General features: G+C 66.2%; 13 protein-coding genes. 6 read left to right on the forward strand and 7 right to left on the reverse strand.

Features of this window, described 5'->3' with window-relative positions; genetic code table 11:
• Positions 1 to 144 precede the first annotated feature (144 nt).
• The 3 genes from U0042_RS11310 (at position 145) to U0042_RS11320 (ending at position 3890) form a co-directional block, all read left to right on the forward strand.
• Positions 145 to 408 carry a type B 50S ribosomal protein L31 gene (locus U0042_RS11310; protein ID WP_017773745.1) on the forward strand — a complete coding sequence of 88 codons (264 nt, stop codon included), beginning with the start codon at positions 145 to 147 and terminating at the stop codon, positions 406 to 408.
• Positions 409 to 751: 343 nt separating this feature from the next.
• The gene (locus tag U0042_RS11315; protein WP_114810770.1) at positions 752 to 2506 is read left to right on the forward strand and encodes an ArnT family glycosyltransferase; all 1755 of its coding nucleotides are present in this window, start codon (positions 752 to 754) and stop codon (positions 2504 to 2506) included.
• Between the two features lie 28 nt (positions 2507 to 2534).
• Positions 2535 to 3890 (forward strand): MATE family efflux transporter, encoded by a 1356-nt coding sequence (locus U0042_RS11320; protein ID WP_114810958.1) that lies wholly within the window; start codon positions 2535 to 2537, stop codon positions 3888 to 3890.
• A gap of 43 nt (positions 3891 to 3933) precedes the next feature.
• Here U0042_RS11320 and U0042_RS11325 read toward each other — a convergent pair whose 3' ends face one another.
• Together U0042_RS11325 and U0042_RS11330 are read right to left on the reverse strand one after the other, a co-directional pair.
• Positions 3934 to 4356 (reverse strand): carboxymuconolactone decarboxylase family protein, encoded by a 423-nt coding sequence (locus U0042_RS11325; protein ID WP_114810769.1) that lies wholly within the window; start codon positions 4354 to 4356, stop codon positions 3934 to 3936.
• A gap of 122 nt (positions 4357 to 4478) precedes the next feature.
• The gene (locus U0042_RS11330; protein ID WP_114810768.1) at positions 4479 to 4907 is read right to left on the reverse strand and encodes a MerR family transcriptional regulator; all 429 of its coding nucleotides are present in this window, start codon (positions 4905 to 4907) and stop codon (positions 4479 to 4481) included.
• A gap of 267 nt (positions 4908 to 5174) precedes the next feature.
• On the opposite strand from U0042_RS11330, the gene U0042_RS11335 reads away from it, so the two are divergent.
• Both U0042_RS11335 and U0042_RS11340 read left to right on the forward strand, forming a co-directional pair.
• Complete coding sequence (locus tag U0042_RS11335) at positions 5175 to 5954, forward strand: ComEA family DNA-binding protein (RefSeq protein WP_114810767.1); 780 nt, start codon at positions 5175 to 5177, stop codon at positions 5952 to 5954.
• Positions 5955 to 6067: 113 nt separating this feature from the next.
• Positions 6068 to 6493 (forward strand): YidB family protein, encoded by a 426-nt coding sequence (locus tag U0042_RS11340; protein WP_114810766.1) that lies wholly within the window; start codon positions 6068 to 6070, stop codon positions 6491 to 6493.
• A 121-nt stretch (positions 6494 to 6614) separates the two neighbouring features.
• On the opposite strand, the gene clpB is transcribed toward U0042_RS11340, so the two are convergent.
• Positions 6615 to 9212, reverse strand: coding sequence for an ATP-dependent chaperone ClpB (gene clpB, locus U0042_RS11345; RefSeq protein ID WP_114810765.1), 2598 nt, complete (start codon positions 9210 to 9212; stop codon positions 6615 to 6617).
• A gap of 247 nt (positions 9213 to 9459) precedes the next feature.
• Positions 9460 to 9942, reverse strand: coding sequence for an Rrf2 family transcriptional regulator (locus U0042_RS11350; RefSeq protein WP_114810957.1), 483 nt, complete (start codon positions 9940 to 9942; stop codon positions 9460 to 9462).
• Between the two features lie 234 nt (positions 9943 to 10176).
• Between U0042_RS11350 and U0042_RS11355 the strand changes: the two genes are divergently transcribed.
• Positions 10177 to 10731, forward strand: coding sequence for a group III truncated hemoglobin (locus tag U0042_RS11355; RefSeq protein ID WP_114810764.1), 555 nt, complete (start codon positions 10177 to 10179; stop codon positions 10729 to 10731).
• Positions 10732 to 10762: 31 nt separating this feature from the next.
• On the opposite strand, the gene moaE is transcribed toward U0042_RS11355, so the two are convergent.
• From moaE to glp, 3 genes are read right to left on the reverse strand one after another with little or no spacing between them, the layout of a single operon-like run.
• Positions 10763 to 11236, reverse strand: coding sequence for a molybdopterin synthase catalytic subunit MoaE (gene moaE, locus U0042_RS11360; RefSeq protein WP_114810763.1), 474 nt, complete (start codon positions 11234 to 11236; stop codon positions 10763 to 10765).
• Positions 11237 to 11265: 29 nt separating this feature from the next.
• Positions 11266 to 11523, reverse strand: coding sequence for a molybdopterin converting factor subunit 1 (gene moaD, locus U0042_RS11365; protein WP_114810762.1), 258 nt, complete (start codon positions 11521 to 11523; stop codon positions 11266 to 11268).
• Positions 11524 to 11583: 60 nt separating this feature from the next.
• On the reverse strand, positions 11584 to 12813 hold the full coding sequence (gene glp / locus U0042_RS11370; protein ID WP_114810761.1) for a gephyrin-like molybdotransferase Glp: 1230 nt from the start codon (positions 12811 to 12813) through the stop codon (positions 11584 to 11586).
• Positions 12814 to 12990 lie beyond the last annotated feature (177 nt).

Genomic DNA, 12990 nt, shown 5'->3' on the forward strand with positions numbered 1-12990 from the left:
CCAAGCATCTGATTTTCTGGCATAATCGCCGCTTTTCGACCTTAGGCAAGTGGCTCGCGCCGAACTGCCGGCGATCGGGAATGCCGAAGCACGGCGCCTCGTCGCGGCACGCGGGTTGGCTACCGCCAGACTAAAGGAAAGACCATGAAGAAAGGCATTCATCCGGATTACCGCGAAGTTCTGTTCATCGACGTGTCGAACGACTTCCGTTTCGTGACGCGCTCCACCATCCAGACGCGCGAAACCGCCGAGTTCAACGGCAAGACCTACCCGCTTGCGAAGATCGAAGTGTCCTCGGAATCGCACCCGTTCTACACGGGTCAGCAAAAGATCATGGACACGGCCGGCCGCGTCGAGAAGTTCAACAAGAAGTTCGGTTCGCGCGCCACGGGCAAGGTCGCCAAGTAAGCGAAGCAGGATCGCCTGCGATGCCGGCTCTTACCGCCGGGTCCGAACCGCAAAAGGGCAGCGCACGCTGCCCTTTTTTGTCGTCGGGCGGTTTTGTCTTACCGCTGCCTTACCGGTGCCCTTACCTCGTGTTGAGCGGCACCGCGCATCACCTGCACCACCGTGACGCACGCGGGCAGCCCCGACTACAATGCCGGATGCTCGCGCGAGGCGGCCTGCTGCGCTCGCCTTCATCGACGCTGTCCCGTCAGCCGGGCCTGCCTCTGTTGCCGTCGTTGTCCCTTCCCGGCGGGTCGGCCCGTTCGTCACCGGCCCGGGCGCCCATCCAATCACCGCACACTGCATGAAGCCTGTCGTCCGTCTCACCGCTTCCGCCACGAGCGCCCTGCCGCGCTGGCTGCTGCTCACCATTTGCATCGTCTACGCGTCTTTCGGGCTCTTCGGGCGCGATCCGTGGAAGAACGAGGACGCGGCGGGCTTCGGCGTGATGTGGACGATGGCCAACGGCACCGCGCACGACTGGCTCCTGCCCAACCTCGTCGGCAAGTACATCACCTCGGAAGGTCCCGTCGGCTACTGGCTGGGCGCGGCGGCCATCCGCGCGCTCGCGCCCTGGGTCGATGCGAGCAACGCCTCGCGGGTCTTCACGGGGCTGCTCTTCTGCGCCGCCTGTGCCTTCGTGTGGTACGCGGCCTACCTGCTCGGCCGGCGCGCCGAGGTTCAGCCGTTCAAATATGCGTTCGGCGGCGAGCCCGAGCCGCGCGACTACGGGCGCACCCTCGCCGACGGCGCACTGCTGATCCTGCTCGGCTGCTTCGGCCTTGCCGAACGCGGCCACGAAACCACGCCGCAGATCGCCCAGTTCGTCTGCGTGGCGATGCTCGTGTACGGCCTCGTGCGTGCCATCGACAAGCCCATCCAGGGTTCGCTCTGGTGGGGGCTCGCGATGGGCCTCGTCGCCGTGACGAGCAACCCCGTGCTGGTGGGCGCACTCCTCATCGGCACCTTCGCGATGGCCGTCATCGCGCCGGAGGTGCGCACGCGCTGGCTGCTGCTCGCGGGCCTGCCTCTCGCGCTCGTGATCGCGTTTTCGTGGCCCATCGCCGCGCTGCAGCGCTTCCCCGACGACGCCGTCTGGTTCCTGAACCAGTGGGTGCGCGGCAGCATCAACGCGTTCGCCGGTCCGCCGGGCTCGGCGCTGCGTTACGCCGCCAAGAACCTGCCGCTCTTCACGTGGCCCGCGTGGCCGCTCGCCATCTGGGCCTGGTTCAGCTGGGCGGGCCTGCGCCGAGCGCCGCATGTGGCAATTCCGCTTTCCGTGATCGCGCCGCTCATCGTGCTGGTGGTACTGCAGAGCCATCAATCGAACCGGCTCTACATGCTGCTGCTGCCCGCGCTCGCCGTGTTCGCGGCGTTCGCCCTGCCCACGCTCAAGCGCGGCGCGATCAACGCCATCGACTGGTTCGCGGTGCTGAGCTTCACCATCGTCGGCACGATGGTCTGGCTGGTCTGGATCGCCGCGTTGACGGGCTTCCCCGCGCCGCTCGCGCGCAACCTCGCGCGCTACGCGCCAGGCTTCACGCCCGAGTTCAAGATTCTCTCGTTCGTCTGCGCCGTGGCCGTCACGCTGTGCTGGTTCGTGCTCGTGCAATGGCGCGTGGCGCGGCATCCCAAGGTGCTGTGGCGCAGCGTCGTGCTGACGAGCGGCGGCACCACGCTCATGTGGGTGCTGCTGATGACACTGTGGCTGCCGGTCGTCAACTACAGCCGGACCTACAAGGACGTCGCCGAGCAGATCGCCGCCCATCTTCCCGCCGACTACAACTGCATCTCGCCGGCACGGCTCGGCGATGCCCAGATCGCCACCTTCGCCTATTTCGGCGACATGCATTTTTCGTTCGACGAAGACTGCGACGTGATCCTGCGTCAGGACTCGCAGGACTTCGGCGCGCCGAGCTCGATGTCGGACTTTGTCTGGAAGCTCGTCTGGGAAGGCCGGCGCGCGGCGGACCGCGACGAACGCTTCCGGCTTTATGTCCGCATCGACCGTCCGAAGCCGCCTGTCACGCGCCGCACCTGGCACAAGCGCCACAAATAGGATGAGCTCGACGATCCAGTTGCACAGCCTGCGTGCCGACGCACGCCGCATCGCCGCCCTCGCCTGGCCGGTGCTGATCGGCCAGCTCGCCATCATCGCGTTCGGTGTGATCGACACGGCGATGGTGGGCCGCTACTCCGCCACCGACCTCGCGGCGCTGGGGCTCGGGTCGTCGATCTACATTTCGGTCTTCATCGGACTCACGGGCATTCTGACCGCGCTGCAACCCGTCGCGGCACAGCTCTACGGCGCCCGACGCGAAGCCGAAATCGGCGAGGAAGTGCGCCAGGCACTGTGGCTTGCGCTGGCGCTGACGGTGGCCGGCTTCGCGATCCTGTACTTTCCCGGCCCGCTGCTCGATCTCGCCCATGCGCCCGCGGCGCTGCGCGAGCGCACCGAGGGCTACCTCAAGATTCTCTCGTTCGGACTGCCGGCGAGCCTCGCGTTTCGCGTCTACAGTTCGCTCACGAACGCGGTGGGCCAGCCGCGCCTCGTGATGATTCTCCAGGTCGGTGCGCTGATCCTGAAGGTGCCGCTCAACACGTGGTTCATCTTCGGCGGGCTGGGCGTACCCCCGCTGGGCGGCCCCGGCTGCGCGCTCGCGAGCACGCTCATCAACTGGATGCTCGCCGCGGTCGGCATGCTGCTGATGACGCGGCTCGACGTGTTTTTGCCCTTCGGCATCTTCAAGCGATTCTGCTGGCCGGTATGGCGGCGCCAGGCCGAGCTGCTCAAGCTCGGCATTCCGATGGGACTCTCGTACCTGATCGAGGTGACCTCGTACACGTTCATGGCGCTTTTCATCGCGCGCTTCGGCACCACGACGCTGGCGGGCCACCAGATCGCGGGCAACGTCGGCGCGGTGCTGTACATGACGCCGCTTTCCATCGGCATCGCGACGTCCACGCTCGTGGCCCAGGCGCTGGGCGGCCAGCGCCATGCGGACGCCCGCGCGCTCGCGCGCCACGGCATCACGATGGCGGCGGCCATCGCGTTGTGCTACGGCGCCATCGTGCTCGCGCTGCGGCCCGTCATCATCGGCGGATATACGCCGGACCCGGCCGTCGTAGCCGCGGCCATGCCGCTCGTGCTGATCGTGGCGTGCTATCACTTCTTCGATGCCATCCAGGTGACGACGGCCTTCGTGCTGCGCGCCTACAAGGTCGTGGTGATCCCCACGGTGATCTATGCGGTCGTGCTGTGGGGCGTGGGTCTCTGCGGCGGCTATGCGCTCGGCTTCAACGTGGGCGGTGTAGCGCCCGCGTGGCTCACGGGCGCCCGAGGTTTCTGGTTCGCGAACATGGCGAGCCTGATGGTGGCGGGTGCGGGGCTGCTCGTTTATCTGCGCGGGGTCAGTACGCGGTATTTGCGCGAGGAAGGCTGAGCGGCGCGCGGCAAGGCGCGTCGTTACGCGCGCCGCCCGGCGATCACGCCGCCTGAGCGGCTTGCGCGACCGTCTTCGCCTCCCGCTCGCGTCGCGTGAAAACCTCGTGCGCAGCGAACAGCGCATTGAGCGCCGCAGGAAAGCCGGCATAGAGCGCCATCTGCATGAACACCTCGACAATCTCGTCGCGCGTGCAGCCGACGTTCAGCGCCGCCTCGATATGCACCTTGAGCTGCGGCTGGGCATGTCCAATGGCCGCCAGCGCGGCGATCGTCGCGATCTCGCGCGACTTCAGATCGAGCTGCGGCCGGCTGTAGATGTCGCCGAAGCCAAACTCGATCAACAGCCGCCCGAAGTCGGGCGCAACCGGCGCGAGCGCCTCGATCACGCGCTCTCCCACCTCGCCGTCGATCTCCTTCAGCTTGTTCCAGCCTCGCGTGTAGCGGTCGTCGTGTGCGTATTGCATGGCGTGTCCTTTCCTGGTCAGTGATCAGTTGCCTGATTGGCGTGCCGTCGTGGCGACGGCGTCCTCGCCCCCGGAGGATGCTTGCGGCATAGCGCCGCGGCCTATCCGCTGGAGGTTCTGCGTCATGTGACTTTCCGCCCGCCATTGCGCTTCTCGTTGCCCTCGCCTTTTCCGGCTTGCTGGGCGTGCCGCTCGGCCTCCTCGTAAAACCCGATCTTGGCGGTGATCGTTTCGAGGTTTGTCTGCAAGTCGGCGATGCGCGCGAGCACGGCCTCGCGATGCGCTTCCAGCATCTCGCGACGTGCCCCGATCGATACGTTGCCCTGGCTGCGCAGCGCCGCAAACGCCTGCATGCCGGCAATGGACATGCCCGTCGCCTTCAGACGCATCACGAATTGCAGCCAGTCGAGATCGGCCGGCGAATACAGGCGATGCCCGGCCGCGGTACGCCCCACGGGACGCAACAGACCGGCCTGCTCGTAGTAACGCAGCGTGTGCGTGGAGACGCCCAGTTGCGCGGCGACTTCTCCAATGTTCAGCGGTTTCGACATGACGGAACTCAGGTTAAGACTTCGAGTGCACTCCAGGTCAAGCGCGGCGTGACGCCGGCCTGAACATAGATGGCGGACATCGTAATGGTCTGACGCAAAAGGTTAAAGAATGTGAGGCGACATTTACTTCGCGGGGCCGGGTCGGTATAAATCGGGGCCGTCCCACCCAATAGGACTAGCCAATTGTCCTATGCTGGAAGCACAGCGGCTCGTCACAGAGCGTCGTCCGTTCCGGCTTCCCGTCTTGCCATCAATGGAGTGATTGCCATGCTGAAGAAGCTGTTCATGCTGTGCCTCGCCGTCGGCCTGTCGCTGTCCGCAGCGCTTGCCGCGGCAGTCGAGGTCAACACCGCCGACGAGGCCGCCCTCGAATCGGTGAAGGGCATCGGCCCGGTCCACGCCAGGGCGATCATCGACGAGCGGACGAAGAACGGTCCGTTCAAGGACGCCGACGATCTGGCGGCACGGGTGAAGGGTATCGGCCAGAAGTCGGTGATCAATCTCGAAGCGGCCGGCCTGACGATCAACGGCTCGTCGGCGCCGCCTGCCGGCAAGGTCGCATCGAAGAAGAGCACGGAATCCGCTGCAAAAACGACTGCGCCCTCAGCGTCTGCCACCACGGCGACCACGGCTCCGGCCGCGACGACTTCGACGGTGCCCGCCGCACCGTCCACTGCACCGGCACCCGGCAAGGCGACGACGTCCATGACGCCGGCCGCCCCGTCCGTGTCGACCGCCCCGGCCAAGCAGGCAGCGTCGACCGGTACTGCGCCTGCCAGGACAACGGCAACCACCGCTGCAACCATGGCAACCACCGCGCCGGCAGCCAGCTCGGCCGCTGTGAGCGCAGCATCCGGCGCCAAGGCCACGAAATCGAAGAAGAGCAAAAAGGCTGCGGCCGCCGAACAGGCGTCCGCTGCTTCAGCTCCCGCTGCGGCACCGGCCACGACCGCAGCGAGCGCGCCGGCTGAAGCGTCGGGCACGAAAGCCGGCAAGACGAAGAAGTCCAAAAAGAGCAAGGCGGCATCGGCCGCTTCGGGCGCCTGACGGGCGCCCGTCCGTAAGCACCCGCCGGTTGCCGCGATCAGGCGTCGCGCGAATGCACGGCGTCTTCCCCCTGTCGGCGTGACGACGTTGCGCCCTTTTCAAGAGAAATTGCCATGAGCCTACTCGATTCCCTCGGTTCCCTCCTCGGCCAGTCGTCTTCGGGCGGCGGCGCACAACAGGCGCTCATCGCAGCCGCGCTCGAGTACGTCAACAACCAGCCCGGCGGGCTGATGGGCCTCGTCCAGAAATTCGAACAGGGCGGCGCGGGCGGCGTCATCCAGTCGTGGATCAGCAACGGCGAGAACCAGCCTATCTCGTCCGAGCAGTTGCAGAACGTGCTGGGCTCGGACGCCGTCTCCGGCCTCGCGCAGAAAGTTGGCATGCAGCCGGATCAGGTCAGCGGCCTGCTCTCACAAGTGCTGCCCCACGTGATTAACGCCGCGACGCCCGAAGGCCAGGTGCCGGCCGGCGGCACGCTCAACGCCGACACGGTGCTCGGCACGCTGGGCGGCCTCGCGTCGCTGTTCGGCAAGGCGTGAAGCCGTCCATGTCCGCGGTCCGCTGATCTGCGGATCACGCACACATGAAAAAGGGCAACGAATCGCTTCCTTGCCCTTTTTTCTTGCCTTACCGTGGCCGTTCACCGGCGCACGGCTTCCATCAGTGGACGACCCGTTCGAACACGAACTTGCCGTTTTCCACGTCGACCGGAATCACGTCCTTCGGACCGAACTTGCCCGCGAGAATGAGCTTCGCGACCGGATTCTCGATTTCCTGCTGGATCGCGCGCTTGAGGGGCCGCGCGCCGAACAGCGGGTCGTAGCCCACCTTGCCGATCTGATCGAGCGCTTCGTCCGACACCACGAGCTGCATATCGAGCTTCGCGAGCCGCTCGTGCAGCCGCTCCAGCTGGATCTTCGCAATCGACTGGATGTTCGACCGGTCGAGCGCGTGGAACACCACCACTTCGTCGATACGGTTCAGGAACTCGGGCCGGAAGTGCTGCTTGACCTCGCCCCACACCGCGTCTTTCACCGCTTCCTGCGGCTCGCCGGACATCGCCTGGATCAGGTGCGAGCCGAGGTTCGACGTCATCACGATCACCGTGTTCTTGAAGTCGACGGTACGGCCCTGGCCATCGGTCATGCGGCCGTCGTCCAACACCTGCAGCAGCACGTTGAACACGTCCGGATGCGCCTTCTCGATTTCGTCGAGCAGGATCACGCTATACGGCTTGCGGCGCACGGCTTCCGTGAGGTAGCCGCCCTCCTCGTAGCCCACGTAGCCGGGCGGCGCGCCGATCAGCCGCGCAACGCTGTGCTTTTCCATGAACTCGCTCATGTCGATGCGGATAAGATGCTCCTCCGAATCGAACAGGAACGACGCCAGCGCCTTGCACAGCTCGGTCTTGCCCACGCCGGTCGGACCGAGGAACAGGAACGAGCCATACGGCCGGTTCGGATCCGCAAGACCCGCACGCGAGCGGCGGATCGCATCGGCAACCGCGGTGATCGCCTCGTCCTGCCCGACCACACGCTCATGCAGCTTCGCCTCGATCTGCAGCAGCTTTTCGCGCTCGCCCTGCATCATCCGCGAAACGGGAATGCCCGTGGCGCGCGAAACCACTTCCGCGATTTCCTCCGCGCCCACCTGGGTACGCAAAAGGCGCGGTCGGCTCGGGTTGTGCTGCTCTTTCGCTTCTGCCTGCGTCACCTGCTTCAGCTGGGCTTCGAGTTGCGGCAGCTTGCCGTACTGCAATTCCGCGACCTTCTCGAGCTTGCCCTCGCGTTGCAGGCGCGCGATGTCGGCGCGCGTGCGCTCGATTTCTTCCTTCAGCTGCGCACTGCCCTGCACCGCGGCCTTCTCGGCGGTCCAGATTTCTTCGAGGTCCGAATATTCGCGGTTGAGCCGGTCGATTTCCTCCTCGATCAGTTGCAGACGCTTCTGCGAGGCCTCGTCCTTCTCCTTCTTGACGGCTTCGCGCTCGATCTTCAGCTGGATCAGGCGCCGGTCCAGACGGTCCATCTCCTCGGGCTTCGAGTCGATTTCCATCTTGATCTTCGACGCCGCTTCGTCGATCAGGTCGATCGCCTTATCCGGCAGGAAGCGGTCCGTGATGTAGCGATGCGAAAGCTCCGCGGCCGCGACGATGGCGGGGTCGGTAATCTCGACGCCGTGATGCAGCTCGTACTTCTCCTGCAGACCGCGCAGGATCGCAATGGTGGCCTCGACCGTCGGCTCGTCCACGAGCACCTTCTGGAAGCGGCGTTCTAGCGCCGCGTCCTTCTCGATGTACTTGCGGTACTCGTCGAGCGTCGTGGCGCCGATGCAGTGCAGTTCACCGCGCGAAAGCGCGGGCTTCAGCATGTTGCCGGCGTCCATCGCACCTTCGGCCTTGCCCGCGCCCACCATGGTGTGAATCTCGTCGATGAAGACGATGGTCTGGCCTTCGTCTTTGGCGATGTCGTTGAGCACGGCCTTCAGCCGCTCTTCGAACTCGCCGCGGTACTTCGCGCCCGCGAGCAGCGCCGCCATGTCGAGCGAGAGCACACGCTTGCCCTTGAGCGTCTCCGGCACTTCGCCGTTGACGATGCGCTGCGCGAGCCCTTCCACGATCGCGGTCTTGCCCACGCCTGGCTCGCCGATCAGTACCGGGTTGTTCTTCGTGCGGCGCTGCAGGATCTGGATGGAACGGCGAATCTCGTCGTCGCGGCCGATCACAGGGTCGAGCTTGCCGGCACGGGCGCGCTCGGTCAGGTCGACGGTGTACTTCTTCAGCGCTTCGCGCTGGCTCTCCGCGTCCTGGCTGTGAACCTGCGCACCGCCGCGCACGGCTGCAATCGCCGCTTCGAGCGCCTTGCGCGTGAGGCCGTGCTGGCGCGCGATGCGGCCGGCTTCGCCCTTGTCGTCGGCCACGGCGAGCAGGAACATCTCGCTCGCGATGTAAGTGTCGTTGAGCTTCTGCGCTTCCTTGTCGGCCTGATTGAGGAGGCCAAGCAGGTCGCGGCCGATCTGCACGTTGCCGTCCGTGCCCTGCACCTGCGGCAGCCGCGTGATGGCGTCGTTGAGCGCGGCCTGCAGCGCCTGGACGTGCACGCCCGTGCGCGAGAGCAACGAGCGCGCTGAACCGTCTTCCTGTGCGACGAGCGCCGCCAGCAGGTGAAGCGGCTCGATGTACTGGTTGTCGTGGCCGACCGCGAGGCTCTGCGCGTCCGACAGGGCTTCCTGAAACTTGGTGGTGAGTTTGTCGATTCTCATTGATGAACGCTCCAATTCTGACTGTCACCAAAATGAGGCGCTTCAGGCCGGTTTCAAGGCACTTTTCGCATGCTTTTGCACGCCGCGGCACGTTTTTGCGAAAAGCGACGCGCGCTGAACCGTCCTGCGCCGAGGGTCTGCCACACAGTGCTCTCGCTGGGCGGGACGGTGTTGACGAGTATCAAACGGTGCCGGAACCGGGCACCTGAACGGAGCGTGAGAAGGAAGCGGCTGAGGCGGGCGCGCCTCAGACCGGGTCGGCAGAGGCCTGCACGAGCGGGACGGCAACCGGGATGCCGAGCAGCGCGGCAAGCTTGCCCGGCGGCTCGACGAGTTCGGCCACCGTGTGGCGGTCCAGCTCGGCGAAGAACGCGCTGCGCGCTGCTTCGAGCACCTGCTTGAGGCGGCATTGCGGGTCGATCACGCAGCCGCGCCGCTCGCCTTTGCTGTCCGGAAAGCAGCCCACCAGCGCGAAATCGGTTTCGGTCGCACGAATGATCTCGCCCACCGTGAGCGCGCGCGAGGTGGGCGCGAGCCGCAGCCCGCCATTGCGCCCGCGCACCGTCTCCACCCAGCCGAGTTCGCCGAGTTGCTGCACCACCTTCATCAGATGATTCTTCGAAACGCCGTAGGCGTCCGAAATTTCCTGGATGGTCGAAAGTCCCTCGTCGCGGGCCGCCAGGTACAGGATGACGCGCAGCGAGTAGTCGGTATAGTCAGTGAGTCTCATGGCAACGGGCTGGCCTTCGACGCGCATGTCGCGCAAAAGACCTTGTCGGTTTTGGGGTTGCGGCAATCATAACGGCACCATAACATGCGCCATCGATGCACGTTTTAGATCGGAACGTCAGTTATTGTCCTTCAGTTTCGCAAGTTGCGGAGCCCTTGATCATTCATCGGGCATATATCCGGCTGTGGCCGAACCGGCCCGCTTCCGCACCTTGTCTCACCACCACTACGTTTCATGACGCCGTCCGCTTCACTTTCTGGCCCTGCCGCTCCGGCTGCGCGCCACGCCGAACCCACCGCCGAAAACATTCGCGAACTGGTCTACGCGTTCTACGACCGCGTGCGCGCGGACCCGCTTCTCGGCCCCGTGTTCGACACCGCGCTCGCGGGCCGCTGGGACACCCATTTGCCGAAGATGTGCACGTTCTGGGCGAGCCTCGTGCTCGGCGAGAAGGGCTACCGCGGCAACGTCCAGCAAGCGCACGAGCCGCTGCCGGGCGTGGAGCCGAAACACTTCAGCCAATGGCTCTACCTGTTTCTCGATACCGTGGAAGCGCGCTACGAACCGGCTGCCGCCGTCCGTTTCATGGAACCTGCGCTGCGTATCGCGCAGAGCCTGCAACTGAGCCGCTTTGGCTGGGACTACGTGATTCCGCCGGAGCAGCAGGCACTGCTCGAGCGCATTGCGCCGCGCCGTGCGGCCCGTGGCGAAGGCCACGACAAGCCGAATGCAAAGGCAGGCGAACCCTTCCCCGCGAAGATCGTCGGACGTCGAGCCGACGCGCCGTAAAACTGCGTCGCAGGACGGCGGCGCCAGACGACTACTTCATCGCGTTGCCCGACTCGATACCCCAACGCGCAAGCGCTGCGTCGTCCGACTCGCGTGCATCCACCCAGCGCTCGCCCGCCGCGGTCTTTTCCTTCTTCCAGAACGGCGCCTGGGTCTTCAGATAATCCATCACGAACTCGCACGAGGCGAACGCATCGCCGCGATGCGCGGAAGTAGTCGCCACGAGCACGATCTGGTCGAGCGGGTAAAGCTTCCCCACGCGATGGACGATCAGCACCTCGACACCCGGCCAGCGGCCGCGGGCCGCGTCGACGATATCGGTCAGCGCCTTTTCCGTCATGCCCGGATAGTGTTCGAGTTCCATCGCTTCGACACCGCTGCCCTCGTTGAGGTCGCGCACGGTGCCGACAAAACAGGCCACCGCGCCGATGCGCGGATTCTGCGCGCGCAGCGCCGCCACCTCGATGGAGAGGTCGAAGTCTTCGGTCTGGACGCGTACGGTCATGGCGTACCTCCTGCGTGTGCGGAACGGGCTCAGCCGCCCGTGACGGGCGGGAAGAACGCCACTTCGCAACCGTCGGTGACGCGCGTGCCGGCGTCGGTCATCACGTGGTTGCAGGCCATGCGCAGCGCGCGCCCTTCGGCGAGCGTGTCGGTCCAGACGCCGCCGCGCGCGCGCAGCCAGTCGCGCACGTCGCCGACGGTCGCGATGCCGTCCGGCACCTCGACGGATTCGTGCGCCACGCCCAACGCCTCACGCACGCTTGCGAAAAATTTCAACTGGATCTTCATGTGATCTTCATGTGACCGGGAGACGCCAACCCTGCACCGTAGAGCCGGGCGCCCGCGTCGTCAGTAGAGCAGTTCGGAAAATGGCAGGAAGCGCACCGTCTCGCCCGCGCTGATCGCGTGATTCGGCGGGTTGTCGATGAGTCCGTCGCCCCACACCGTCGATGTCAGCACGGCCGAACTCTGGTTTGCAAAGAGGTCGAGTCCGCCCGCCGCGTTGACGCGCGCGCGCAAAAACTCGTTGCGGCGATCCGCCTTCGGCTGCGTGAAATCGGCGCGCAGCGACAACGCGCGCGGCGCGACCTGCTTCACGCCCGCGAGGCGCAGCACGAACGGTCGCACGAACAGCAGGAACGTGACGAAGCTCGAAACAGGATTGCCGGGCAGGCCGATGAAGAACGTCCCGTCGGCGTCGCCGTGAGCGCCGGTGTTCTCGCCGCGCCGCACGGCGCCGAATGCCAGCGGCTTGCCCGGCTTCATCGCGATCTGCCACATCGAGAGTCGCCCTTCGGCTTCCACGGCGGGCTTCACGTGATCTTCCTCGCCCACGGAGACCCCGCCGCACGTGAGGATCAGATCGTGCTCGCGCGCAGCATCGCGCAACGTGGCTCGTGTCGCGTCGAGGCGGTCGGGCACGATGCCGAAGTCCGACACCTCGCAGCCCAGGTTTTCGAGCAGTCCGCGCAGCGTAAAGCGATTGGAGTTGTAGATCGCGCCGGGGCGCAGCGGCTCGCCGGGCATCGTCAGCTCGTCGCCGGTGAAGAACACGGCCACCTTGAGCCGGCGCACGACAGCGAGTTCGGCGCAACCCACCGAGGCCGCCAGCCCCAGCGACTGCGGCGTGAGCCGCGTGCCGGCGGGCAGGATGACGGAGCCGCGGCGGATGTCGGCGCCCTGGGCGGTAATCCATTCGCCGGCCCTGGGCGTGTGCAGCAGCGCGACTTCATCGCCGGTGGGCTCGGCCTGCTCCTGCATCACGATGGCGTCAGCGCCGGGCGGCACGGTCGCGCCCGTGAAGATGCGCGCCACCGTGCCGGGCTCGAGCGGCTGCGGCGCGTGCCCCGCGGGAATGCGCTGCGACACGCGCAAGCGAGCCGTGCCGTGCGCGAGGTCGGCCACGCGCATGGCGTAGCCGTCCATCGCGCTGGTGTCCATGGGCGGGACGTCGAGCGGCGACACCACGTCGGCCGCCAGCACGCGATTGAGCGCATCGAGCGTGGGCAGCGTTTCGATGCCGCCGAGCGGCCGGGCCGCGGCAAGCAGCGTGGCGAGCGCGTCGGCCGTCGAAAGCATGGGAGGACGCGCGCCGACTGCAGGCTGCGGCGCGGGAGGCGTGGAAGACGGGAAAGCGGGCGTGGACATCGGGCGGGTTCGGATGGCTCGGACGACAGATCGAATCATTGTAGCGGTGCGCCCTGCCGCGTGCGCGGCGAGCGGCCAAGGCCCTTCACCTCTTCGGCCACAGCCGCT

The sequence above is a fragment of the Paraburkholderia kururiensis genome (assembly GCF_034424375.1).
GTDB lineage: Bacteria > Pseudomonadota > Gammaproteobacteria > Burkholderiales > Burkholderiaceae > Paraburkholderia > Paraburkholderia kururiensis_A.

Bases quoted from the DNA above. Each gene is read 5' to 3' on its own strand.
- U0042_RS11340 (WP_114810766.1), top strand. From the start codon at position 6,068: ATGAGCCTACTCGATTCCCTCGGTTCCCTCCTCGGCCAGTCGTCTTCG.
- U0042_RS11310 (WP_017773745.1), top strand. From the start codon at position 145: ATGAAGAAAGGCATTCATCCGGATTACCGCGAAGTTCTGTTCATCGAC.
- moaD (WP_114810762.1), bottom strand. From the start codon at position 11,523: ATGAAGATCCAGTTGAAATTTTTCGCAAGCGTGCGTGAGGCGTTGGGC.
- glp (WP_114810761.1), bottom strand. From the start codon at position 12,813: ATGCTTTCGACGGCCGACGCGCTCGCCACGCTGCTTGCCGCGGCCCGG.
- U0042_RS11325 (WP_114810769.1), bottom strand. From the start codon at position 4,356: ATGCAATACGCACACGACGACCGCTACACGCGAGGCTGGAACAAGCTG.
- U0042_RS11330 (WP_114810768.1), bottom strand. From the start codon at position 4,907: ATGTCGAAACCGCTGAACATTGGAGAAGTCGCCGCGCAACTGGGCGTC.
- U0042_RS11315 (WP_114810770.1), top strand. From the start codon at position 752: ATGAAGCCTGTCGTCCGTCTCACCGCTTCCGCCACGAGCGCCCTGCCG.
- U0042_RS11350 (WP_114810957.1), bottom strand. From the start codon at position 9,942: ATGAGACTCACTGACTATACCGACTACTCGCTGCGCGTCATCCTGTAC.
- U0042_RS11335 (WP_114810767.1), top strand. From the start codon at position 5,175: ATGCTGAAGAAGCTGTTCATGCTGTGCCTCGCCGTCGGCCTGTCGCTG.
- moaE (WP_114810763.1), bottom strand. From the start codon at position 11,236: ATGACCGTACGCGTCCAGACCGAAGACTTCGACCTCTCCATCGAGGTG.
- clpB (WP_114810765.1), bottom strand. From the start codon at position 9,212: ATGAGAATCGACAAACTCACCACCAAGTTTCAGGAAGCCCTGTCGGAC.
- U0042_RS11355 (WP_114810764.1), top strand. From the start codon at position 10,177: ATGACGCCGTCCGCTTCACTTTCTGGCCCTGCCGCTCCGGCTGCGCGC.